The organism is Streptomyces sp. NBC_00083 (assembly GCF_026343295.1).
GTDB lineage: Bacteria > Actinomycetota > Actinomycetes > Streptomycetales > Streptomycetaceae > Streptomyces.
On record NZ_JAPELY010000002.1, the window covers coordinates 1,466,486 to 1,491,000 of the forward strand.

A 24,515-nucleotide genomic window follows, 5' to 3' on the forward strand; every position below is an offset into this window, starting at 1 on the left:
TGAGGGATCGAACATGTTTGCGATGCTGGACTAGCATGACGTTTCGCGAGGGTGGCGTTACAACGGCTCTACCAGGCCTCGGTACCCTCTGACCGGCGACCGACGCCGACCCCTTACCCACCGGGGCGCAATTGAAATTCAGCGAGGAGCGAACTGCGTGACCGCCGAGACGTCCGTTCCGTCCACTGCGCTGCTGAGCGGGGCAGACCGCGACGGCTCCAACTACACCGCTCGGCATCTGCTCGTACTCGAAGGCCTCGAAGCGGTCCGCAAGCGACCCGGCATGTACATCGGGTCGACGGACAGCCGCGGCCTGATGCACTGCCTCTGGGAGATCATCGACAACTCCGTCGACGAGGCCCTGGGCGGCTACTGCGACCACATCGAGGTGATCCTGCACGACGACGCCTCCGTCGAGGTGCGGGACAACGGCCGGGGCATCCCCGTCGACGTCGAGCCCAAGACCGGGCTCTCGGGCGTCGAGGTCGTCATGACCAAGCTGCACGCCGGCGGCAAGTTCGGCGGCGGCTCCTACGCGGCCTCGGGCGGCCTGCACGGCGTGGGCGCCTCCGTGGTGAACGCGCTGTCGGCCCGCCTCGACGTCGAGGTGGACCGCAACAGCTCCACCCACGCCATCAGCTTCCGCCGCGGAGTGCCCGGCATCTTCACCGAGCAGGGGCCCGACTCGCCCTTCGACCCGGGCAACGGGCTGCTCAAGGGCAAGCGCGTCCCCAAGAACCGCACGGGCACCAGGGTGCGCTACTGGGCGGACCGGCAGATCTTCCTCAAGGACGCCAAGCTCTCCCTCGACACGCTCTACCAGCGGGCCCGCCAGACGGCCTTCCTGGTCCCCGGCCTGACCATCGTCGTCCGTGACGAGCGCGGCCTCGACGGCGAGGGCAAGACCGAGGAGACGTTCCGCTTCGACGGCGGGATCAGCGAGTTCTGCGAGTACCTCGCCCAGGACAGGGGCGTCAACGACGTCCTGCGCCTCACCGGCTCGGGCACCTTCAAGGAGACCGTCCCGGTCCTCGACGACCGCGGCCACATGACGCCCACCGAGGTCACCCGGGAGCTCGGCGTGGACATCGCGCTGCGCTGGGGCACCGGGTACGAGACCAACCTCAAGTCGTTCGTGAACATCATCGCCACCCCCAAGGGCGGCACCCACGTCAGCGGCTTCGAGCGCTCGGTCACCAAGACGGTCAACGAGGTCCTCCGCTCCGCCAAGATGCTGCGGGTCGCCGAGGACGACGTCGTCAAGGACGACGCCCTGGAGGGCCTCACCGCCGTCGTCACCGTGCGGCTCGCCGAGCCGCAGTTCGAGGGCCAGACCAAGGAAGTGCTCGGCACCTCCGCGGCCAACCGGATCGTCGCCAACGTCGTCGCCAAGGAGCTCAAGGAGTTCCTCACCTCCACCAAGCGCGACGCCAAGGCGCAGGCCAGGGCCGTCCTCGACAAGATCGTCGCGGCAGCCCGCACCCGCATCGCGGCCCGCCAGCACAAGGAGGCGCAGCGCCGTAAGACCGCGCTGGAGTCCTCCTCGCTGCCGGCCAAGCTGGCCGACTGCCGCAGCGACGACGTCGAGCGCAGCGAGCTGTTCATCGTCGAGGGCGACTCGGCGCTCGGCACCGCCAAGCTCGCCCGGAACTCCGAGTTCCAGGCGCTCCTGCCGATCCGCGGCAAGATCCTCAACGTTCAGAAGGCGTCGGTCTCCGACATGCTGAAGAACGCCGAGTGCGGCGCGATCATCCAGGTCATAGGAGCGGGGTCGGGCCGGACCTTCGACATCGACGCCGCGCGCTACGGCAAGATCGTGCTGCTCGTCGACGCCGATGTCGACGGCGCGCACATCCGGATCCTGCTCCTGACGCTCTTCCAGCGCTACATGCGCCCGATGGTCGAGGCGGGCCGGGTCTTCGCCGCGGTGCCGCCGCTCCACCGGATCGAGCTGGTCCAGCCCAAGAAGGGCCAGGACAAGTACGTGTACACGTACTCGGACAACGAGCTGCGCTCCACGCTGCTCGAGTTCCAGCGCAAGGGCGTCCGCTACAAGGACACCATCCAGCGCTACAAGGGCCTCGGAGAGATGGACGCCGACCAGCTGGCCGAGACGACCATGGACCCGCGGTTCCGCACCCTGCGCCGGATCAACATCGGCGACCTCGACGCGTCCGAGCAGGTCTTCGACCTGCTGATGGGCAACGAGGTGGCGCCGCGCAAGGAGTTCATCACCAGCTCCGCCGCGACCCTGGACCGCTCGCGCATCGACGCGTGAGCGGGGCCGGGACCCCGGCCGCACCCGCCTGAACGAACGCCGGTCCGCGCTGCTCGCGGGCCGGCGTTCGGCCGTCTCCACCCCAGGGTGGAGAGGGAACTTCCACCCGTGGTCCACCCCTGCGCCGATGCCCCTGACCAGCCCGTTTCCGTAGCTTCGTAGACGTACAGACCGTCCCGTCCGTCCTTCGGAGGCTCCGATGTCGCTCGTCAACGTGCTGGTCGCCCTCGCCGTGGTGGCGCTGATCCTGGCCCGCCAGTTCAAGCCCCAGCAGATCGGCGGCGGACGGCGCTGGTGGCTGATCCCCGCGGCCCTGATGTTCTTCGCGGTGAAGGACGGCGGTCTGGTCGACCCGCACCACCAGGCGGCGTCGGCCACCCTGCTCGGCGCGGAGGTCCTCATCGGGGTGCTCATGGGCGTCGGCTGGGCCTGGACGTCGAAGACGTGGACCGAGGCGGACGGCACGACGTGGACCCGCGGCACCAGGGCCACCGCCGGGATCTGGGTCCTCGGCATCGTCCTGCGGGTGGGGCTCGCGGGCCTCGGCGCCCTCGCCGGGATCCACCTGGGCACGGGCGCGATCCTGCTCGCCCTCGCCGCCTCCCTGCTCGTGCGCGGCGCCATCATGATGTGGCGGATCCAGTCGGCTGCACCGTCGTACGGTGTCGCTGCCGCCGGCACGGTCCGCGCCGGCGCCGGCCCGGCCCGGCAGATGTGGAAGGACCGCGTGTGACCCTGGAGACCTGGCTCGACTGGCCCTCGCGGGAAGCCCTTTCCCGCGTCGGCCTGACCCGTGTCAGACGCAACCTCGCGTGGGGCGTCCGAGCCGTCGTGCTCGGCGCTCTGCTCTGGTCGACCTTCTCCAGCCGGCAGGGGCCGGGTCACTGGGCATGGGTGGCGGGGCTCGCTCTCGTGGCGGTCTGCGCCCTGCTGGGCCGGGAGTTCTTCCGCTTCACCCTCGCGCACCGGCTCGCGCCTTCGCTGGCCTCGCTCCTCCTGGTGATGGCGGCCGCGGCCGGGGCGAGGGCGGGAGGCTGGCCGGTGCTGGCGCTGGTCCTGTGGTGCGGCTGCGCGGTGACGGCCCTGGAACGGCTTCCGCTGGCCGCCGCCGTGCCGTGCACGACCCTGGCCCTGGCCGCCTACATGGTGGTCGACAACGACAACTGGCTGACCACCGCGGTGACCGCGGCCGGGCTCGGGCTCGCCGGATATGTGCTGCGGCTCGACGCCGAGGCGCGCGGCAACGCCCAGCGGCTGCTGAACCAGGAGCGGGCCGCGCGGGCCGCCGAGGCGGAGTCCGCCGCGCTGGACGAGCGGGCCAGGATCGCCCGCGAGATCCACGACGTGCTCGCGCACAGCCTCTCGGCGCAGCTCGTGCACCTGGAGGCGGCGCGGCTGCTGATCGAGCGGGAGCCGCCCGGGGAGTTCAGGGAGAAGATCCTGGAGCGGGTGGTGGCCGCCCGGGGCATGGCGCGGGAAGGCCTCGCGGAGACCCGTCAGGCGTTGTCCGCGCTGCGCGGTGAGATGACCCCGGTCGAGGACTTCCTGCACACCCTGATCGAGGGGGCCGGAGGCGGGACCGGGCTCGGTGCGGGCAGCGCGGTCCAGGTGACGGGCGAGCGCCGGGCGCTGCCGGCGGAGGCGTCGGGGGCCGTGCGCCGCGTGGTCCAGGAGGCGCTGACCAACGTACGCAAACACGCGCCGGGCGCCGCCGTCGCCGTCCGGCTCGCCTACCTGCCGGATGAAGTGGCCCTGGAAGTACGGGACTCGGGGGGCCGGAAGCGGTCGGGGGAGCTCGCTGTCAGTGGCTCCGGTTACGGTCTGTTGGGGATGAGGGAGCGCGCCGAACTGCTCGGCGGCACCCTGGAGGCCGGGCCGAATGAGGAGGGCTTCGTGGTGAGACTGAGGGTGCCCGCATGAGCGGGACCGGCGCCGGGGCACGGGGGGTGATCAGGGTGGTCGTGGCCGACGACCAGTCCGTGGTGCGCGAGGGCATCGTGATGCTGCTCGGGCTGCTGCCGGGCATCGAGGTCGTGGGCTCGGCGCGTGACGGCGAGGAGGCGGTCGCCCTCACGGCCCGACTGGCCCCGGACATCGTCCTGATGGACCTGCGCATGCCGCGCTGCGACGGGGTGGAGGCCACCCGCCGCATCCGGGCCGAGCACCCCGGCACCGAGGTGGTGATCCTCACGACGTACGCGGACGACGACTCGCTCTTCCCCGCCCTGAAGGCCGGGGCCCGGGGGTACCTCACCAAGGACGCCGGGGGCGAGGAGATCGTCAGAGCGATAGAGGCCGTGCTGTCCGGGCAGGCCGGGCTCGCCCCGTCCATCCAGCGCCGCCTCCTGGAGCGGGTGACGGCACCTGCGCCGGCCGCCGCCCCCGACGAGCTGCCCGACGGGCTGACCACACGCGAGGGGGAGGTGCTCCGGCTCGTCGCCGAGGGGATGTCCAACCCGGAGATCTCCCGGGCCCTGCACATCTCGACGGCCACCGTGAAGACCCACATCAACAACATCTTCGGTAAGTCGGGGGTGCGTGACCGGGCGCAGGCGGTGCGGTACGCCTATCGGAACGGGCTGGCGGATCCTCCCGGAAGTTCGCTTCCGTAATTCCCGCTCCATCACCTAATGGGGTGAAACGCCGCCGTGGGAGGGCCTCCGGCCCGCTCGCTCCACCCATCCTTGGGCTCGTGGCCGAACGCGGCCGTGGGCAAGGAGAGTTGTTCGGTGGAGAAGCAGGAAGGGCGTGATCCCGCGGCGGCGCGGATCGACGACCCTTGGTATGACGCGCTCGCCTCAGGGTGGGGCGAGCTGGACGGCGGGGCGGTGGCCGCGACCGTGCCCGCCCAGCAGCGGGCCGGCGAGGACGAAGGTCTCAGCCCGTCCGAGATCTATCTGGAAGTGCACCGCAGTGCCGCCTTCCAGGAAGTGCGCCGCCGCTACCGCCGGTTCGTCGTGCCGGCCGCTCTCGCCTTCTTCGCCTGGTACCTGGCCTATGTGATCACCGCGGTCGGCGCCCCGGGCTTCATGGCCCGCCCGGTGGCCGGCGCGGTGAACGTGGCGATGATCGCCGGGCTCGCCCAGTTCCTCACCACCTTCCTGCTGACCTGGGCCTACGCGCGCCACGCCCGGCTGCGCCGGGACCGGGCCGCCCTGGAGCTGCGCTGGGTCGTCTTCGAGCAGAACCAGCAGCATCAGCGCGGCCGGCGGACCGGGCAGGCCGGCACGGTCCGGCGGGACGGCGCCCAGGGAACGACACAGGAGACCACCAAGTGATCGTCGGCCAAGACCATCAGACCCTGGCGCTGCTGCTGTTCAGCGCGTTCGTCGCGGCGACGCTCGCCATCACCACCTGGGTGAGCCGCAACCGGCACGGCTCGGCCGAAGAGTTCTACACCGGCGGTCGATTGTTCTCCCCTATGGAGAATGGTTTTGCCATCGCGGGCGACTACATGTCGGCGGCTTCCTTCCTCGGCATCTCCGGACTCATCGCGCTCTTCGGCTACGACGGCATGCTGTACTCCGTCGGATTCCTCGTGGCCTGGCTCGTGGTGCTGCTCCTCGTCGCCGAACTGGTCCGCAACTGCGGCAAGTTCACCCTCGCCGATGTCGTCGCGGCCCGGATGAGCGAGCGTCCCGTACGGATCGCGGCGGGAACGTCCTCGGTCACCGTGTCCGTTCTCTACCTGGTGGCCCAGATGGTCGGCGCCGGCAGCCTCGTCGCCCTGCTGCTCGGCGGCACCAGCGGCGCCGCGCGGAACTGGACGGTCATCGGGGTCGGCGCCCTCATGGTGGTCTACGTGTCGCTCGGCGGGATGCGGGCCACCACGTGGATCCAGATCGTGAAGGCCGTCCTGCTCATGGCCGGCACGATCACCCTCACCGTGCTCGTGCTGCTGCGCTTCCACGGCGACATCAACCTGCTGCTGAACACGGCGGCCCAACACAGCGGCCACGGAAGGGAGTTCCTGGCACCGGGCCTCAAATACGGCGGTGACTGGACGGCGCGGCTCGACTTCATCAGCCTCGGCCTGGCCCTCGTCCTCGGCACGGCAGGCCTGCCGCACATCCTCTCCCGCTTCTACACCGTGCCCACCGCGCGAGCGGCCCGCAGCTCGGTCATCTGGTCCATCGGCCTCATCGGCGGGTTCTATCTGATGACGATCGTGCTCGGCTTCGGCGCGGCCGCCCTGGTGGGCTCCGCACAGGTCAAGGCGTCCAACCCGGCGGGCAACACCGCCGTCGCGCTGCTCGCCTACGACCTGGGAGGCGGCGCGGGCTCCACCGGCGGCACGGTCCTCTTCGCCGTGGTCGCCGCCGTCGCCTTCGCCACGATCCTGGCGGTGGTCGCGGGCATCACCCTGGCGTCCTCGGCGTCCGTCGCCCACGATCTGTACGCCTCGCTCAGGCGCCGGCACGCCAAGCAGCGCAGCGAGGTCGCGGTCGCCCGGGTCGCCTCGGTGGGGATCGGCGCGGTCGCCATCGCCCTCGGCCTGCTGGCCCGCGACCTCAATGTGGCGTTCCTCGTCGGCCTCGCCTTCGCGGTCGCCGCATCCGCCAACCTGCCGGTGCTGCTCTACTCCCTGTTCTGGCGCAACTTCACGACCCGGGGTGCCGTCTGGTCGGTGTACGGAGGGCTGATCCCGGCGCTGGTCCTGGTGCTCGTCTCACCCGTGGTCTCCGGCAGCCCCGAATCGCTCTTCCCCGGCGTGGACTTCCAGTTCTTCCCGCTGCAGAACCCGGGGCTCCTCTCCATCCCCCTGGGCTTCCTCGCGGGCTGGCTCGGCACGGTCACCTCGCACGAGGTCCCGGACGAGGAGAGGCACGCGGAGACCGAGGTCCGGGCCCTGACGGGAGCGGGCGCGGTGTAGCCGAGGACCCGCCCGGCCACCCGGCCCGCCGCTCACACCGCCCAGGCGTACCGGTGTTCCGGGCGCCCGGTCTCGCCGTAGCGCAGGGTGAGACACAGGCGCCCGGACTGTTCGAGCAGGCGCAGATAGCGCTGGGCGGTAGAGCGGCTCAGGCCGGTTCGGTCGGCGACCTCATGGGCGGAGAGCGGATGGTCGGCGTCGTGCAGGACATCGCGGATCAGCTCCGCCGTCGGCACCGAATGACGGCTGGGCAGCCCGGTGCGCAGGGCCGCGAAGATCCGGTCGACCTGCTCCTGGTCCTGCGCCGTGGGCTCGGCGCCGGAGCGTCCCGCCGCCCGGTCCACGGTGCGGCGCAGCGTTGCGTACGAGTCGAGCTTGGCCCGCAGCGCGGCGAACGTGAACGGCTTCACCAGGTAGTGCAGGGCGCCGTGACGCATCGCGGTCTGCACCGTCGCCACATCGCTCGCCGACGTCACCATGATCACGTCGGTGTGGTGGCCCTGTTGGCGCATCCGGCGGACCAGGCTGAGCCCGGTCTCGTCGGGCAGGAAGTGATCGAGCAGGACGAGATCGATCCGATGGCGTTCCAGGGCGGCCAGCGCCTGGGCGGCGCTGTGCGCACGCGCCACGACCCGGAACCCGGGAACCTTCCCGACGTATGACGCGTTGATCTCGGCAACACGGAAGTCGTCGTCCACGACCAGCACGTCGATCACGTAGCACTCCTCCCCGGGCCCGGCCCGGCGTTTCCCGCGCTCCGGACCCCGCAGTTGTATCGCGCGCAAAACGAGCACAACAGAGGTTTGCGCGCACAAGTACGTCCAGTGCCCACAAGGCTGACGCCGGAGAGCGGACCGCGCCTACGGTCCCGCTCCATGAACACAGACACCGCCCCCGCCATCGAGCTGAGGGGCGCAGGCAAGGCGTTCCGTACGCCGTCCGGAGCGCTGCACACCGCCGTACGGGACCTCGATCTGAGCGTGCGCCAGGGCGAGTTCGTGGCCGTCGTCGGTCCCACCGGCTGCGGAAAGTCGACCACGCTCACCCTGGTCAGCGGCCTGGAGGAGCCCACCGATGGCGAGGTCTTCGTGGCCGGCGAGCCCGTCGACGGCATCGGCGACAAGGTCGGCTTCGTCTTCCAGCAGGATGCGGTCTTCCCCTGGCGCACCGTGCTCTCCAACGTCATGGCCGGCCCGCGCTTTCGCGGCGTACCGAAGGCCGAGGCGAAGGAGTCGGCCCGCGCCTGGCTGGCCAGGGTCGGCCTGACGGCCTTCGAAGACCGCTATCCGCACCAGCTCTCGGGCGGCCAGCGCAAACGCGTCGCGCTCGCCGCGACCTTCGTCAACGACCCGCGGATCCTGCTCATGGACGAGCCGTTCTCCGCGCTCGACGTGCAGACCAGGGCCCTGATGTCGGACGAGCTCCTCGACCTGTGGTCCGGCACCGGCGCCTCCATCGTGTTCGTCACCCACGACCTGGAGGAGTCCATCGCGCTGGCCGACCGGGTCGTCGTGATGACGGCGGGCCCGGCGACCGTGAAGCGGATCTTCGACATCGACCTGCCGCGCCCGCGGAGGGTCGAATCGGTGCGTCTGGAGCCCCGCTTCATCGAGATCTACCGCGAGATCTGGGAGTCCCTGGGCGAAGAGGTCCGCATCACCAGGGAGCGGGGTGCCGCCGATGTCGCCTGACAGCCACGGCGCCACGCCCACGGCGCCCGCATCGCCCACGGCGCCCCGTCCCCCGGCCCCGGCCGGCACCAAGGCCGTGTCCCGTACCTCGACCCGCGCCCGTGCCGCCCGCAACCGCCGCTACCTGGTCCAGGCGAGTCGTGTCCTGCTCCTCGCCCTCGTCTTCGGCGCCTGGGAACTGCTGGCCCGCGCCGACGTCATCGACGCCTTCAACTTCTCGATGCCGTCGGCCATTTGGGACCAGATCCGGGAGTGGGCGCTGCACGGCACCGCGCAGGGATCGCTCTGGGAGCAGATCTGGTACACCCTCTACGAGGCGCTGCTCGGCTGGATCGTCGGCGTGGTCGCGGGTGTCGTGCTCGGCATCGCGCTCGGCCGGATCCGCTTCCTCGCGGATGTTCTCGGCCCGTACATCAAGGTGCTCAACGCCATCCCGCGCATCGTGCTCGCGCCCGTCTTCCTGATCTGGTTCGGACTCGGCCCGGCGTCGAAGGTCGCGTCCGCCGTCGTCCTCGTCTTCTTCCCGGTCTTCTTCAACGCGTTCCAGGGGGCGCGCGAGGTGGACCGGAACCTGGTGGACAACGCCCGCATCCTGGGGGCGAGCAACCGCCGGGTCACCCTCCAGGTGGTCGTCCCCTCCGCCACCTCCTGGATCTTCACCAGCCTCCATGTCAGCTTCGGGTTCGCGCTGATCGGGGCGATCGTCGGCGAGTACATCGGCGCGACCAAGGGGCTCGGGCTCCTGGTGGCCGCCTCCCAGGGGACCTTCAACGCCGCCGGGGTGTACGCGGCCATGGCCATCCTCGCCGTCGTCGCCCTGCTCACCGAGGGGCTGCTCACCTTCGCCGAGCGGCGGCTGTTCCGCTGGCGCCCGGCCGAGCCCGGCACCGAACGCTGACGCGCGCACCGAGCACCACCGGCCCGCGTCGCCGCCCTCCCATCCGCGCAGCGATCACAAGGACGTGATGATCATGCCCAACCGGCACCCTTCCCCTTTCCGTCAACAGGGTTCGCGCTCACCCGCCATTCACAGCGTGCGCAACGCGCCGTCGGCCCTCCTGGCCGGCGGGCTCTGTGTCGGCCTGCTGATGACGCTCTCCGCGTGCGGCGACGACTCCGCCTCGGACGCCAAGAGCGCGTCCGGGCAGGCCACCGTCAAGGTGATGGTCGGCGGCCTCGACAAGGTCATCTATCTGCCCGCGATGCTGACCCAGCGCCTGGGCTACTTCAAGGCCGAGGGCCTGGACGTGCAGCTGCTCACGGAGCCCGCCGGGGTCCAGGCCGAGACCGCGCTGATCTCCGGTGACGTCCAGGGCGCCGTCGGCTTCTACGACCACACCCTCGATCTTCAGGTGAAGGGCAAGAAGGTCGAGTCGGTGGTGCAGTTCTCGCACGCGCCGGGCGAGGTGGAGATCGTCGCCGATGGGGCCGCCTCGGCGGTGAAGTCGCCCAAGGACTTCAAGGGCAAGAAGCTGGGCGTCACGGGGCTCGGCTCGTCGACGGACTTCCTCACGAAGTACCTGGCCGTGCGGGACGGGGTGAAGACCAGCGAGTTCACGCCCGTCGCGGTCGGCGCGGGGCAGACCTTCATCGCCGCCCTGAAGCAGGGGTCCATCCAGGGCGGCATGACCACCGACCCGACGGTCGCGGCCGTCGTCGACCAGAAGCTCGGCAAGGTCCTCATCGACATGCGCACGCCCGAGGGCTCCCAGCAGGCGCTCGGCGGTCCGTACCCCTCCTCCAGTCTGTACATGAACACGCAGTGGGTGAACGGCCATCGGCAGACGGTGCAGAAACTGGTCAACGCCCTGGTGAAGACGTTGCGTTGGATGTCGGAGCACAGCGCGGACGAGATCGCGGCGAAGATGCCGGCGGACTACGCGCAGGGCGGCAAGGCGCTCTACGCGCAGGCGATCAAGAGCACCCTGCCGATGTTCACCAAGGACGGCGTCATGCCCGAGAACGGTCCGGAGACGGTCGAGCGGGTGCTCAAGTCGTTCAACCCCAACCTCAAGTCGGCCAAGGTCGATCTCTCGGAGACCTTCACCACGGAGTTCGTGAAGAAGGTCCCGCAGGGCTGACCCGGCGCCCCGCCGAGCCGGCCGCCCCATGGAAGAGCCCTCTACGCCGAGGCCACCCACGCATAGCGGTGCTCGGGGCGGCCGGTCTCGCCGTAGCGCAGGCCGAGCCGCACCCGCCCGGCCCGTTCGAGGAGCTTGAGATAGCGCTGCGCGGTCTGGCGGCTCACACCGGCCCGCTCCGCGATCTCCTGTGCCGAGAGCGGGCCTTCGGCCGCCTTCAGGACTCCGCGCAGCAGGTCGGCGGTGGTGGGGGAGTGGCCCTTGGGGAGGTCGGGCTCGTTGGGGACGGACAGCGCGCCGAAGATCTTGTCCACCTCCGCCTGCTCGGCCTCGCCGCCGCCGTCCAGGGTGCGGCGCAGCACGGCGTACGCCTCCAGCCTGGAGCGCAGACCGGCGAAGGTGAAGGGCTTGACCAAGTACTGCAACGCGCCCTGACGCATCGCCGCCTGGACGGTGGCGACATCGCGGGCGGCCGTCACCATGATCACGTCGGTGTGGTGGCCGAGCCGGCGCAGCTCCCGCACGAAAGCGAGCCCGTTCTCGTCCGGCAGATAGTGGTCGAGCAGCACCAGGTCCACCGGTTGCGCGACGATCCGGGCGAGCGCCTCGGCGGCCGAATGCGCCTGGGCGACCACCCGGAAGCCGGGAACCTTCGCGGTGTACGCGGCATTGATGGAGGCGACCCGGGGATCGTCGTCCACGACCAGGACGTCGATCATGACCGCGCCTCCCGTACCGGCTCGGCGTCGCCGGGCCGCCGATCCTGGCCCGGCACCTGGTCCGGCACCTGGCCCGGCACCCGGTCCGGGGCCGGCTCACGAGCGGGCTCGGGGTCCGGTTCAGGCTCTGGGGTCCGCTCCTGATCGGACACCGGCCCCCCGCTCAACGCCTCGCTCAGCGCGTCCGGCAGGACGACGGTGAACTCCGCGCCGCCCTCGGGGCCGGTCCCGACCCGCGCACTGCCGCCCATCCGTTCCGCGAACCTGCCGACCAGCGCGAGCCCGAGCCCCCGCTTGCCGTGCGCGGGCGCCTCCTTGGTGGTCCAGCCCTCGGTGAAGACCAGTTCGCGCCGCTCGACGGGGACACCGGGACCGTTGTCGCGGACCCGCACCACCACGGTGCGTCCCTCGGCGCGCAGCTCCACCTCGACCGCGGCGCCGGGCGATCCGGCCGTCGCGTCGAGTGCGTTGTCGACGAGGTTGCCGGTGACCGTGACCAGGCCGCGCGGATCGACCAGCCGGTCGGGCAGCAGCGTGGCGGGGGACAGGCTCAGGGCGACCGCCCGCTCGGCGGCGACCGTCGCCTTCCCGACCAGGACCGCGGCGAGCAGCGGGTCCCTGACCTTCTCGGTGACCTGCTCGGCGGTGGCCCGGTGCACCCCGACCACCTCCGTCACGAAGTCGACGGCCTCCTCGTACAGCTCCAGTTCGAGCAGGCCGAGCAGGGTGTGCAGCCGGTTGGCGTGCTCGTGGTCCTGGGCGCGCAGGGCGTCGATCAGGCCGCGCGTGGAATCCAGCTCCCGGCCCAGCCGCTCCAGCTCGGTCCGGTCACGCAACGTGGCCACCGCGCCGCCGTCGTCGGTCGGCATCCGGTTGGCCACCAGGACGCGGTGGCCGCGTACGGTCAACAGGTCGGTGCCCTCGACCCGGCCCGCGAGCACCTCCGTCGTGCGGCCCGCGCCCAGAGCCTCCTCCAGGTCTCGGCCCGCCGCTTCGGGCCCGACGCCGAGCAGCCGCTGGGCCTCGTCGTTGAGCAGTCTGATCCGGCCGCCGCGGTCGAGCGCGACGACTCCCTCGCGGATGGAGTGCAGCATCGCCTCGCGCTCCGCGAGCAGCCCCGAGATATCGGAGAACGCCAGGTCACGGGTCTGCTTGTGGATGCGCCGCGCGATCAGGTACGCGGCGAGCGCGCCCACCGCGAGCGCGCCGCCCGCGTAGGCGAGCAGCCCCGGGATGGCGTGCAGGAGCCGGGCCCGCACGCTGTCGTACTCGATGCCCACCGAGACGGCGCCCACGATGGTGCCCCGCGCGTCGCGGAGCGGGACCTTGCCGCGGGCCGAGCGGCCCAGGGTGCCGCTGTCGATCTCCATGACGTCGTGGCCGGCGAGGGCGTCCTCGGGGTCGGTGGAGACGTGCCGGCCGATCTCCCCCGGCTCGGGGTGGGACCAGCGCACCCCCCGGGTGTCCATGATCACCACGTACTCGGCGTGTGTCGCGAGCCGCACGCGCTCGGCGTCGGCCTGCACCGGGCCGTCGGCCACCGGCCGCGAGGACAGCAGATCGTCGGCGATCCTGGGCTGGGCGGCGGTGGCCGCGGCGATGGCGAGCGCGCGCCGCATGGCCTGGTCGTCGAGCTGGGCGCCGAGCGGGGCGAGGAAGAGCCCGGTCGCGAGCACGGCGACCCCGGCGGCGATGGCCAGCTGCATGAGGAGCACCTGGGAGAAGACGCGCCGCGGCCAGCCCAGGCGCCGTCGCCGGGGGGCGGCGCTCGTCGGTGGGGCGGTCATGGACAGGCACGTTAGACGGCCCGCGTCGCTTACCGAAATCCCCTCCGGATCACAGTGCGGTCTCCGCGGCCCTGCCCTCGGCACACACCCCGGCACGCCCCTCAGCCCCGCGTCAGCACGATGAAAGTCGCTTGCGTTGTTTGCGGATATCTTGCGGGCGCCTGTCGTGCTGTCGGCAAAGCCGCAGGACGCGCGGTGACAGGGAGGAAAGCGATCGTTCCGGTTGGCTGCGCGGCCCCGGGCGCCGGTTCGGCGGGGTGGTCGCAGGGATGGACGCCTCGGCACATCTCTGCAACTCTCTCACCGCTCAACGCAAATTCCATGGCTCTTCCCTGCAGAAACCCTAAGTCGGCAGAAACCCAGTCGCGCAGATCGGGGACACATGAGAACGCACCGTTGGAGATGGCGCAGGCGGACGAGGATGCTCGCCGCGCTGGTCGCCACCAGCCTGTTCATGATCGGTTGGCCGGCCCTCGCCGCCTCGGCAGCGGCGGCGGCCGGTCCCGACCTCGCCGCCGGAAAGCCGGCCGCGGCGTCCGGGGCGAACGGCTCGTACACCGCCAAGAACGTCACGGACGGCGACCAGTCCACCTACTGGGAGAGCGCGGGCAGCGCCTTCCCGCAGTGGGTCCAGGCCGACCTCGGCGCCACCGCCGGCGTCGGCGACGTCGTCCTGAAGCTCCCGGCCTCGTGGGGCGACCGCAAGGAGACCCTCTCCGTGCAGGGCAGCGCGGACGGCACGAGCTTCAGCACCCTGGTGGGCTCCGCCGCGTACGGGTTCACGCAGAGCTCGGGCAACACCGTGACGATCGGGTTCGCCGCCGCGCGGGCCCGTTTCGTACGGATCGAGATCACCGCGAACACCGGCTGGCAGGCCGCCCAGCTCTCCTCGCTCGAAGTGCACGCGGCCGACGGGTCGAGCGACAACCTCGCCCTCGGCAAGACCCTCACCGCGAGCAGCACCACGCAGACCTACGTCGCCTCCCACGCCAACGACGGCAGCAAGGCGAGCTACTGGGAGAGCGCCAACAACGCCTTCCCGCAGTGGATCCAGGCCGACCTCGGCGCCACCGTTCCCGTCAACAAGGTGGTGCTCAAGCTGCCGGACGGGTGGGGCGACCGCACCCAGACCCTCAAGATCCAGGGCAGCGCCAACGGCACCGACTTCACCGACCTGACCGCCGCCCAGGGGTACGCGTTCACCGCCGCCAACGGCCTCACCGTGCCGATCGCCTTCGACTCGGCCACGACCCGCTACGTACGGGTGCTCATCTCCAACAACACCGCGCAGCCCGGCGGGCAACTCTCCGAGCTGGAGATCTACGGCCCGACGGGCGGTGACACGCAGCCGCCGACCGCGCCCGGGAACCTCGCCTACACCGAGCCGGGCTCCGGCCAGATCAAGCTCACCTGGGCCGCGTCCACCGACAACACCGCCGTCACCGGCTACGACGTGTACGCCAACGGCGAGCTGCGCACCAGCGTGGCCGGAAACGTCACCACGTACACGGACAGCCAGCCGGCCGGCGCCACCGTCGCCTACTACGTGCGCGCCAAGGACGCCGCGGGCAACCAGTCGCCCAACAGCAACACCGTCACCCGCAAGGGCAGTTCGGGCGACACCCAGGCGCCGACCGCGCCCGGGAACCTCGCCTACACCGAGCCGGCCACCGGGCAGATCAAGCTCACCTGGGCCGCGTCCTCCGACAACGTGGGCGTCACCGGGTACGACATCTACGCTGACAACCAGCTGCTCAAGAGCGTGGCGGGCGATGCCACCACGTACACCGACAGCCGGCCGGCCACGGTCACCGTCTCGTACTACGTACGGGCCAAGGACGCGGCGGGCAACCAGTCCGGCGCGAGCAACACCGTGACGCGCAACGGCTCCCCGACCGGCGACGGCTCCAACCTCGCGGTGGGCAAGCCGATCACGGCGTCGTCGTCCACCTTCACCTTCGTCGCGGCCAACGCCGACGACAACGACACGGCGACCTACTGGGAGAGCGCGGCGGGCGGCTACCCGAGCACGCTCACCGTCAAGCTCGGCGCCAACGCCGACACCAGCGCCGTCGTCCTCAAGCTCAACCCGGACAGCGGCTGGGGCACGCGCACCCAGAACATCGCCGTCCTCGGCCGTGAGCAGAGCGCCTCCTCGTACACCTCGCTGGTCGCGGCGAAGGACTACACCTTCGACCCGTCGAGCGGGAACACGGTGTCCATACCGGTCGCGGCGCGCGTCGCCGACGTCCAGCTGAAGTTCACCTCCAACACCGGTGCCACGGGTGGCCAGATCGCCGAGTTCCAGGTCGTGGGCGTGCCCGCACCCAACCCGGACCTGGAGGTCACCGCGCTGACGGCGGCCCCCTCCGCGCCGGTCGAGTCCGACGCCGTGACCCTCGCGGCGACCGTGCACAACAAGGGGAACAGCGCCGCACCCGCCACCACCGTCGCCTTCCAGCTCGGCGGCTCCAAGGCGGCCACCGCCGCCGTGCCCGCGCTCACGGCCGGCGCGTCGGCGACGGTGAACGCCTCGATCGGCACGCACGATGCGGGAACTTATCCGCTGAGCGCGGTCGTTGATCCGGACAACACCGTCATCGAACAGAACGACACCAACAACACCTTCACGGGCAGCCCCCTCGTCATCAAGCCGGTCTCCTCCTCCGACCTGATCGCCTCCGGGGTCGCGTGGTCGCCGAGCGCCCCCTCGGCCGGCCAGGCGGTCGCGTTCACCGTGACGCTGAAGAACCAGGGCACCCTGGCCTCGGCCGGCGGCAGCCACGGCATCACCCTGACCCTGCTCGACGACAAGGGCGCCCTGGTGAAGACCCTCACCGGCGCCTACAGCGGCACGCTCGACGCGGGCGCCACCGCGCCCCCGGTGAACCTCGGCAGCTGGACGGCGGCCAACGGCAAGTACACGGCGAAGGTGGTGATAGCGGACGACACCAACGAACTCCCGGTCAAGCGCGCCAACAACACCAGCCAGCAGGCGTTCTTCGTCGGGCGCGGCGCCAACATGCCGTACGACACCTATGAGGCGGAGGACGGCGTGACGGGCGGCGGCGCCCAGGTCGTCGGGCCCAACCGCACCATCGGCGACCTCGCGGGCGAGGCGTCGGGACGCAAGGCCGTTACGCTCAACTCGACCGGAAACTATGTGCAGTTCACGACCCGGGCCGACACCAACAGCCTGGTCACCCGCTTCTCCATCCCGGACTCGGCGGGCGGCGGCGGCACCGGCGCGAGCCTGGACATCTACGTCGACGGCGTCTTCCGCAAGGCCATCGACCTGAGCTCGAAGTACATGTGGCAGTACGGCGCGGAGGCGAGCCCCAACAACTCGCCGGGCTCCGGCGGCCCCCGCCACATCTACGACGAGGCCAACATCCTGCTCGGCGACACCGTGAAGGCGGGCAGCACCATCCGCCTCCAGAAGGACGCCGCGAACACCTCCACGTACGCCATCGACTTCATCAACCTGGAGCAGGTCAGCCAGCTCCCCAACCCCGACCCGGCGGCCTACGTCGTGCCCGCCGGCACCGCGCAGCAGGACGTGCAGAACGCCCTGGACAAGGTGCGGATGGACACCACCGGCAAGCTCGTCGGCGTCTATCTGCCGCCCGGCACCTACACCACCAGCAACAAGTTCCAGATCTACGGCAAGGCCGTGAAACTGGTCGGCGCGGGCCCCTGGTTCAGCCGCTTCGCCACCCCGCCCGACCAGGAGAACACCGATGCCGGTTTCGACGTCCAGTCCTCCGCCAACGGCTCCTCCTTCACCGGCTTCGGCTTCTTCGGCAACTACACCTCGCGCAACGACGGCCCCGGCAAGGTCTTCAACTTCTCGAACGTCGCCAACATGACGATCGACAACGTGTGGGCCGAGCACATGATGTGCCTGTACTGGGGCACCAACACCGACCACATCACCATCAAGAACTCCCGCGTCCGTGACCTGTACGCGGACGGGATCAACCTCACCAACGGCAGCAGCGACAACACCATCAGCAACGTGGAGGCCCGCTCCACCGGTGACGACAGCTTCGCGCTGTTCCCGGCGACCGACATCAACAACGCCGACGAGACCGGCAACGTCTTCGAGAACCTCAGCGCCCTGCTGACCTGGCGGGCCGCCGGATTCGCCGTCTACGGAGGCACCGCCAACACCTTCCGGAACCTGTACGCGGCCGACATGCTGACGTACCCCGGACTGACCATCGGCACCCTGAAGTTCGGCTCCATCCCGGCCCTCGGCTTCGGGACCGATCCGACGAACTTCCAGGGCATCTCCCTGGTGCGTTCCGGCGGCCACTTCTGGGGCGCGCAGGCGTTCGGCGCGCTGTGGATGTACTCCGCCGAGTACGCGTTCCAGGGGATCCGCATCAGCGACCTCGACATCACCGATCCTACGTACTCCGGGATCATGTTCCAGACGAAGTACAACGGCAGTACGCCGCTGAATCCGATCAAGGACAGCGTGCTCACCCATGTGAGCATCACCGGGGCGAAGAAGAGCGGCGATGCCTTCGACGCCAAGTCCGGCATCGGGATCTGGGCCAATGAGCTGCCCGAGCCGGGGCAGGGCCCCGCGGTGGGCGAGGTCACCTTCAACGACCTCAAGCTGAGCGGCAACGCTCAGGACATCAGGAACACCACGTCCACCTTCACGATCGACACCAACCCGTAACGGAGGCCGACGCGCGATGCCGCCCCGGGCGACCGGGGCGGCATCCGCATCCTCTACGCAAACCGCTTGCAAGTTTTGCGCTAGTCTTGCGCTCATGACGCGACGACTTGCTCAGGTGGCGAAGAAGGTTGGAGTCAGCGAGGCCACGGTCAGCCGGGTGCTCAACGGCAAACCGGGAGTCTCCGAATCCACCCGGCAATCCGTGCTCACGGCGCTCGACGTGCTCGGCTACGAGCGCCCCACCCAGCTGCGCGGCGAGCGCGCCCGCCTGGTCGGCCTGGTCCTGCCCGAGCTGCAGAACCCCATCTTCCCCGCGTTCGCCGAAGTCATCGGCGGGGCCCTCGCCCAGCAGGGGCTCACCCCGGTCCTGTGCACCCAGACCAAGGGCGGTGTCTCGGAGGCCGACTACGTCGACCTGCTGTTGCAGCAGCAGGTTTCCGGCGTGGTCTTCGCGGGCGGACTCTTCGCGCAGATGGAGGCCCCGCACGGCCACTACCGGCAGCTCGCCGACCGCAAGGTGCCGGTCGTGCTCATCAACGCCGCCATCGAACACCTCGACTTCCCCGTCGTCGCCTGCGACGACGCCGTGGCGATGGAACAGGCCTGGCGCCACCTGGCCTCCCTGGGCCACCAGCGCATCGGCCTGGTGCTCGGGCCGCCCGACCACGTCCCCTCGCGGCGCAAGCTGGACGCGGCCCGCGCGCTGGCCGCCGCGGCCGGCACCGAGTTCGCCGAGGACCGTGTCGAGCGCGCCATGTTCTCTCTCGAAGGCGGCCAGGCCGCGACCTCGCGCCTGCTGGAGCGCGGCGTCACCGGCATCATCTGCGCCAGCGACCCGCTCGCGCTCGGCGCCGTGCGGGCCGCGCGCAGGCGGGGTCTCGACGTGCCCCGCGACGTCTCCGTGGTGGGCTACGACGACTCCGCGTTCATGAACTGCACCGAGCCCCCGCTGACCACGGTGCGCCAGCCCATCGAGGCGATGGGCCGGGCCGCGGTCGAGCTCCTCTCCGCGCAGATCCAGGGCGGTGTGGTGCCCCCCGGCGAGCTGCTCTTCGAGCCCGAACTGGTGGTCCGCGGCTCGACCGCGCAGGTGCCCAGGTAGCCCTCCCGCACGGATCTTGCGTAGACGCGTCATACAGCGCGCCGGGTGATTCCGCCCGGCGCGCTGTTGTGTGCGCCCGTCACGCTCATTGTGGACAAGAGGCTGTCGAAGTTTTACGAAATCAGCGCGGGATATTGCGCACCGGCGGCGCCGGTGGTTGAGTGTGCCGCGCCCCGCTGCCGTCAGCGAAGGGCCTTCCACGCTCCTCCCGAAGGGGTCCTCCCGATGAGACGCACCTGGTTCCGCCCCGCACGACACGCACGCCGCACCGCCGTCACCGCCCTGGCCGGCGCCCTCGCCCTCACCGCCCTCACCGCCTGCGGAACCAGCAGCAGCGACACGGGGGGCGGCGACAGCAAGCCCGGCACCGGATCGAGTGACCCCGCCGCCCCGCTCGACCCGAAGACCAGGGTCGACCTCACCATCGACTGCATGCCGCCGGCCGCGAAGGCCGCCGAACTCAGGGAGTGGAAGCAGGACGTCGCGACGTTCAACAAGACCTATCCGAACGTCCGCATCATCGGCAGGTCCACGCCCGGACAGTGCGAGGAGCCGCCCCGCTTCACCGCCGCCCTGAAGGCGAAGTCCCAGCCCGACGTCTTCTACTCCTACTTCACCGACCTCCAGCAGGTCCTGGACAACGACGGCGCCGCCGACATCTCGGCCTACGTCACCGACAAGTCCGTCCCCGCCCTCGCCAGCATCGACCCGGCCGTGATGGGGGTGTACAAGAAGGACGGCAAGATGTACGGCCTGCCCACCAGCAATTACCAGATGGGCATCATGATCAACCGGAAGCTGTTCCAGCAGGCCGGGCTCGACCCCGACAAGCCGCCGGCCACCTGGGAGGAGGTCCGCAGCGACTCCCGGGCGATAGCCAAGCTCGGGGGCGGCGTCTACGGATACGGTGAGTACAGCGCCGAGAACACCGGCGGCTGGCACTTCACCGCCGCGATGTACAGCCTGGGCGGGGACGTGGTGGGCGCCGACGGCAAGGCCGCCTTCGACGACGCCACCGGCAAGCAGGTCCTCCAGCAGTTGCACGACATGCGCTGGACCGATCAGAGCATGAGCAAGACCCAGCTCCTGAAATGGGGCGACCTGCAGAAGCAGATCACCGCCGACAAGCTCGGCATGTTCCTCGCCGCGCCCGACGACATCGCGTACATGGTCCAGCAACTCGGCGCCAAGTACGAGAACTTCGGCATGGGCCCGATCCCCGGCGGCAAAGCCACCCTCACCGGCGGCAACGGCTACATGATCAAGCAGGGCAGCTCGCCCGACAAGATCAAGGCCGCGATCGCCTGGCTCAACTTCAAGAACCTCTCGCCCGGCAAGGGCCAGTTCGACTGGGCCCGCACCAAGGCCGACCAACTCCCGGTCGGGGTGCCGCAGCCCAACTTCTTCACCGGCTCCGTCAAGGCCGACGACCTCACCTCGCGCACCACCAACGCCACCATGCCGGTCGCCAACTTCGCGCCGTACCTCGCCCACCCGGTCCCGGGCAAGGCCGAGCCGCCGAAGGCGCAGGAGGTCTACAAGGTCCTCGACAACGCGATGTCCGCGGTGCTCACCAACAAGGACGCCGACATCGCCAAGCTTCTCTCGACCGCCCGGACGCAGGTCGACCAGGTCCTCGCGAACCAGTAGCGCGCACGGCGGCAGGGGCCGGAGCACACCCTCCGGCCCCGCCCGCCCCGGATTCAGGAGTGACGATGTCGGCCTCCACACTGCCCACCCGGGAAGCGACCCGGCCGCACCAGGGCGCCGAGCCGCTCAGGCAGCGCGGACGCGCGCGGGCGCTGAGACGCAACCTCACCGCGCACGGCTTCCTCATCGGCGCCGTGCTCTGCTTCGCCTTCTTCTCCTGGTACCCCATGGTCAGGGAGTTCGTCCTCGCCTTCCAGAAGACGAAGGACGGCCGCACCACCTGGGCCGGCTGGTCCAACCTCAGTTATGTCTTCCACGACCCGGCGTTCTGGCAGGCCTGGCGCAACACCCTGCTCTTCACCGGCCTCGCCCTGGTCCTCGGCTTCGTCCTGCCGTTCCTCGTCGCCGTCCTGCTCAACGAATTCCGGCACGGCCAGGGCTACTTGAGGCTCCTCGTCTACCTGCCCGTGATGCTCCCGCCGGTCGCGTCGGTGCTGCTCTTCAAATACTTCTACGACCCCGGATACGGCCTCTTCAACCGGATCTTCGAGCTGCTCGGGCTGCCCGCACAGCAATGGCTCCAGTCCACCGACACGGCCATGATCTCGGTGGTCATCGCCGCGACCTGGATGAACATGGGCAGCGCCACCCTCGTCTACCTCGCCGCCCTCCAGGGCATCCCCGGCGAGCTGTACGAGGCGGCCGAACTCGACGGCGCGGGGCTGCTCCGCAAGATCTGGCACGTCACCGTGCCGCAGACCCGGCTCGTGCTCTCGCTGATGTTCCTCATGCAGATCATCGCCACGATGCAGGTCTTCACCGAGCCGTTCCTGCTCACCAACGGCGCCGGCCCCGAAGGCTCCACGACGACCGTGGTCTACCTCATCTACCAGTACGCCTTCAACTTCAACAACTACGGCGGCGCCGCCGCGCTCGGCCTGTGCCTGCTCGTCCTGCTCGCCGGTTTCTCGGCGGCGTACGTACGGCTCAGCCGCGACAGCGACGACTAGAACGGACGGTGGGGGACCCATGTCGACACGCACACTCATCTCACCGGCCACCCTCGGCCGCACCCGGGGCAAGGTCGTCTACTGGACCGTCTTCGGCCTGGTCATGGTCGTGTTCACGCTCGTCTTCATCGGGCCGCTGTACTGGATGGCCGTCAACGGGCTCAAATCCACTGAGGAGTTCACCCGGATCCCGCCCACGCTCGTCCCGCACGGCGTGCACACGGAGAACGTCACCAACGCCTGGCGCGTGATGGACTTCGCCAAGCTCCTGCTCAACACCCTCTGGTACGCGTTCGGCGCGCTCGCCTTCCAGCTGGTCCTGGACGTGGCCGCCGCCTACTCGCTGTCCAAGCTGCGGCCCGTGTTCGGCAAGGCGATCCTCGCAATGATGCTGGCCACCCTCATGATCCCGGCCGCCGTACTCGTGGTGCCGCAGTACCTGACCGTGCTCGACGTGCCGATCTTCAAGCGGAACCTGCTGAACACGCCGTGGGCGATCTGGCTGCCGTCCGTCACCAACGCCTTCAACATCTTCCTGCTCAAGCGGTTCTTCGACTCCATCCCGCGCGAACTCCTCGACGCCGCGTCCATCGACGGGGCCTCACCGCTGCGCACCCTGCGCTCGGTGGTCCTGCCCATCTCCCGGCCGATCCTCGGCGTCGTCTCCATCTTCGCGGTCATCGGCGTCTGGAAGGACTTCCTCTGGCCGATGCTCACCCTGCCCGACCCCACCAAACAGACGCTCAACGTGGGCATCTACTCGCTCGCCCAGGGCGTCCCCGAGAACTGGCTCACGGCCGCCCTCGCCATGGCGTCGATCCCCACCCTCCTCATCTTCATCGTGTTCCAGCGCAACATCATGAGCGGTCTCACCGCGGGCGGCCTCAAGGGCTGACACCCCGCACCCCGCTCTCCCCGCACTCCGCCGCCGGCCCCTCCACCATGCCCCGCTGGACCAACGGGGCCGGCGGCGGGAACCCACCTGCCCGAAAGGACCTCCCGTGGCAGCCCACGAAAGCGACGACTGGTGGCGCTCGGCCGCCATCTACCAGGTGTACGTACGCAGCTTCGCCGACGGTGACGGCGACGGCACCGGCGACCTCGCGGGGGTCCGGGCCAAGCTGCCCTACCTCGCCGAACTGGGCGTCGACGCCCTGTGGTTCACGCCCTGGTACCTGTCGCCGCTCGCCGACGGCGGCTACGACGTGGCCGACTACCGCACCATCGACCCCGCGTTCGGCACCCTCGCCGAGGCCGAGAAGCTCATCGTGGAGGCCCGCGCCCTCGGCATCCGCACCATCGTCGACATCGTGCCGAACCACCTGTCGGACCAGCACCCGTGGTTCCGGGCCGCCCTGGCGGCCGGACCCGGCAGCCCCGAGCGGGAGCTCTTCCACTTCCGGCCCGGCCGCGGCGCGCACGGCGAACTCCCGCCCAACACCTGGCCGTCCCAGTTCGCGGGGGATACCTGGACCCGCGTCGAGGACGGCGAGTGGTACCTCCATCTGTTCACCCCGCAGCAGCCCGACCTCAACTGGGCCCACCCCGCGGTGCGCCGCGAACACGAGGACGTGCTGCGCTTCTGGTTCGAGCGCGGCGTGGCCGGCGTACGCATCGACTCGGCGGCGCTGCTCGCCAAGGACCCCGCCCTCGCCGACTTCGTCGAGGGCACCGACCCCCACCCCTACATCGACCGCGACGAACTCCACGACATCTACCGCTCCTGGCGCGCGGTCGCCGACGCGTACGGGGCGGTGTTCGTCGGGGAGGTGTGGCTGCCCGACAGCGAGCGCTTCGCCCGCTATCTGCGCCCCGACGAACTGCACACCGCCTTCAACTTCACCTTCCTCGCCTGCCCCTGGGACGCGGCCCGCCTGCGCGCCTCCATCGACGACACCCTCGCCGAGCACGCCCCGGTCGGGGCGCCCGCCACCTGGGTGCTCTGCAACCACGACGTGACCCGCACGGTCACCCGCTACGGCCGCGCCGACACCGGCTTCGACTTCGCGGCCAAACGCTTCGGCACCCCCACCGACCTGGCGCTCGGCACCCGCAGGGCCCGCGCCGCCGCCCTGCTCTCCCTCGCCCTGCCCGGCTCGGTCTACCTCTACCAGGGCGAGGAACTGGGCCTGCCCGAGGCCGACATCCCCCTCGACCGCATCGAGGACCCCATGCACTTCCGCTCCGGCGGGGTCGACCCCGGCCGCGACGGCTGCCGCGTCCCGCTGCCCTGGACGGGCAAGCCGTGGGCCACCCCCTGGCTGCCGCAGCCCGCCGACTGGGCCCGGTACGCCGCCGACCGCCAGGGCGGCGTCCCCTCCTCCATGCTCGCCCTGTACCGCCGGGCCCTGCTGCTGCGCCGCACCCAACCGGGCTTCGGCGACGGCACGTTGACGTGGCTCGAAGCCCCGGAGGGCGTCCTCGCCTTCGCCCGCGAGGCGGGGCTGTGCTGTGTGGTGAACCTCGGCGACGCACCGGTCCCGCTCCCCGCACACCGCTCGCTCCTGCTCGCGAGCGGCCCCCTCGCCGACGGGCTGCTTCCCAAGGACACGGCGGTCTGGCTGCGCGCCTGACCCCGTCCGCACCACCCGCTCCGCCCCATCCCCGCTCCCCCCACGAAAGAGGGTCTGT

Annotated in this window: 18 protein-coding genes; 15 read left to right on the forward strand and 3 right to left on the reverse strand. The window is 70.5% G+C overall.

Annotated features, from left to right (window positions below):
• Positions 1–157 precede the first annotated feature (157 nt).
• The 6 genes from OOJ98_RS22920 (at position 158) to OOJ98_RS22945 (ending at position 7,151) form a co-directional block, all read left to right on the forward strand.
• Complete coding sequence (locus OOJ98_RS22920; protein WP_267056809.1) at positions 158–2,278, forward strand: type IIA DNA topoisomerase subunit B; 2,121 nt, start codon at positions 158–160, stop codon at positions 2,276–2,278.
• Between the two features lie 199 nt (positions 2,279–2,477).
• A complete protein-coding gene (locus OOJ98_RS22925; RefSeq protein WP_267056810.1) occupies positions 2,478–3,011 on the forward strand; it encodes a CcdC protein domain-containing protein in 534 nt (177 codons plus the stop codon).
• Positions 3,008–4,198: a sensor histidine kinase gene (locus OOJ98_RS22930; protein WP_267056811.1), complete on the forward strand. Its 1,191-nt coding sequence runs from the start codon at positions 3,008–3,010 to the stop codon at positions 4,196–4,198. The genes OOJ98_RS22925 and OOJ98_RS22930 overlap by 4 nt, the downstream gene beginning before the upstream one ends.
• Positions 4,195–4,890 carry a response regulator transcription factor gene (locus tag OOJ98_RS22935; protein WP_267056812.1) on the forward strand — a complete coding sequence of 232 codons (696 nt, stop codon included), beginning with the start codon at positions 4,195–4,197 and terminating at the stop codon, positions 4,888–4,890. Before OOJ98_RS22930 ends, OOJ98_RS22935 begins: the two co-directional genes overlap by 4 nt.
• A gap of 117 nt (positions 4,891–5,007) precedes the next feature.
• Complete coding sequence (locus OOJ98_RS22940) at positions 5,008–5,556, forward strand: DUF485 domain-containing protein (RefSeq protein WP_267056813.1); 549 nt, start codon at positions 5,008–5,010, stop codon at positions 5,554–5,556.
• The gene (locus OOJ98_RS22945; RefSeq protein ID WP_267057064.1) at positions 5,556–7,151 is read left to right on the forward strand and encodes a cation acetate symporter; all 1,596 of its coding nucleotides are present in this window, start codon (positions 5,556–5,558) and stop codon (positions 7,149–7,151) included. The genes OOJ98_RS22940 and OOJ98_RS22945 overlap by 1 nt, the downstream gene beginning before the upstream one ends.
• A 32-nt stretch (positions 7,152–7,183) precedes the next feature.
• Here the strand turns inward: OOJ98_RS22945 and OOJ98_RS22950 are convergent, their stop codons facing one another.
• Entirely contained in the window at positions 7,184–7,867 is a 684-nt protein-coding gene (locus tag OOJ98_RS22950; protein ID WP_267056814.1) for a response regulator, read from the reverse strand.
• A gap of 159 nt (positions 7,868–8,026) precedes the next feature.
• Here OOJ98_RS22950 and OOJ98_RS22955 point away from each other — a divergent pair, with 159 nt between their 5' ends.
• The 3 genes from OOJ98_RS22955 to OOJ98_RS22965 all read left to right on the forward strand — a co-directional run bounded on the left by OOJ98_RS22955 (position 8,027) and on the right by OOJ98_RS22965 (position 10,923).
• Entirely contained in the window at positions 8,027–8,842 is an 816-nt protein-coding gene (locus tag OOJ98_RS22955) for an ABC transporter ATP-binding protein (protein WP_267056815.1), read from the forward strand.
• Positions 8,832–9,740, forward strand: coding sequence for an ABC transporter permease (locus tag OOJ98_RS22960; RefSeq protein WP_267056816.1), 909 nt, complete (start codon positions 8,832–8,834; stop codon positions 9,738–9,740). Before OOJ98_RS22955 ends, OOJ98_RS22960 begins: the two co-directional genes overlap by 11 nt.
• A gap of 190 nt (positions 9,741–9,930) precedes the next feature.
• Positions 9,931–10,923, forward strand: a complete 993-nt coding sequence (locus OOJ98_RS22965; protein ID WP_267057065.1) for an ABC transporter substrate-binding protein — start codon at positions 9,931–9,933, stop codon at positions 10,921–10,923.
• A gap of 41 nt (positions 10,924–10,964) precedes the next feature.
• On the opposite strand, the gene OOJ98_RS22970 is transcribed toward OOJ98_RS22965, so the two are convergent.
• Together OOJ98_RS22970 and OOJ98_RS22975 are read right to left on the reverse strand one after the other, a co-directional pair.
• Positions 10,965–11,642 carry a response regulator gene (locus OOJ98_RS22970; RefSeq protein WP_267056817.1) on the reverse strand — a complete coding sequence of 226 codons (678 nt, stop codon included), beginning with the start codon at positions 11,640–11,642 and terminating at the stop codon, positions 10,965–10,967.
• Positions 11,639–13,429: an ATP-binding protein gene (locus OOJ98_RS22975; protein ID WP_267056818.1), complete on the reverse strand. Its 1,791-nt coding sequence runs from the start codon at positions 13,427–13,429 to the stop codon at positions 11,639–11,641. The genes OOJ98_RS22970 and OOJ98_RS22975 overlap by 4 nt, the downstream gene beginning before the upstream one ends.
• A gap of 421 nt (positions 13,430–13,850) precedes the next feature.
• On the opposite strand from OOJ98_RS22975, the gene OOJ98_RS22980 reads away from it, so the two are divergent.
• The 6 genes from OOJ98_RS22980 to OOJ98_RS23005 all read left to right on the forward strand — a co-directional run bounded on the left by OOJ98_RS22980 (position 13,851) and on the right by OOJ98_RS23005 (position 24,457).
• Positions 13,851–18,122: a discoidin domain-containing protein gene (locus tag OOJ98_RS22980; RefSeq protein ID WP_267056819.1), complete on the forward strand. Its 4,272-nt coding sequence runs from the start codon at positions 13,851–13,853 to the stop codon at positions 18,120–18,122.
• 94 nt (positions 18,123–18,216) lie between these two features.
• Positions 18,217–19,224 (forward strand): LacI family DNA-binding transcriptional regulator, encoded by a 1,008-nt coding sequence (locus tag OOJ98_RS22985; protein WP_267056820.1) that lies wholly within the window; start codon positions 18,217–18,219, stop codon positions 19,222–19,224.
• A gap of 225 nt (positions 19,225–19,449) precedes the next feature.
• Positions 19,450–20,874, forward strand: coding sequence for an extracellular solute-binding protein (locus tag OOJ98_RS22990; protein ID WP_267056821.1), 1,425 nt, complete (start codon positions 19,450–19,452; stop codon positions 20,872–20,874).
• Between the two features lie 65 nt (positions 20,875–20,939).
• Entirely contained in the window at positions 20,940–21,884 is a 945-nt protein-coding gene (locus tag OOJ98_RS22995) for a carbohydrate ABC transporter permease (protein ID WP_267056822.1), read from the forward strand.
• A gap of 19 nt (positions 21,885–21,903) precedes the next feature.
• Positions 21,904–22,779, forward strand: a complete 876-nt coding sequence (locus OOJ98_RS23000; RefSeq protein WP_267056823.1) for a carbohydrate ABC transporter permease — start codon at positions 21,904–21,906, stop codon at positions 22,777–22,779.
• 106 nt (positions 22,780–22,885) lie between these two features.
• Positions 22,886–24,457 carry an alpha-amylase family glycosyl hydrolase gene (locus tag OOJ98_RS23005; protein WP_267056824.1) on the forward strand — a complete coding sequence of 524 codons (1,572 nt, stop codon included), beginning with the start codon at positions 22,886–22,888 and terminating at the stop codon, positions 24,455–24,457.
• The last annotated feature ends 58 nt before the right edge of the window (positions 24,458–24,515 follow it).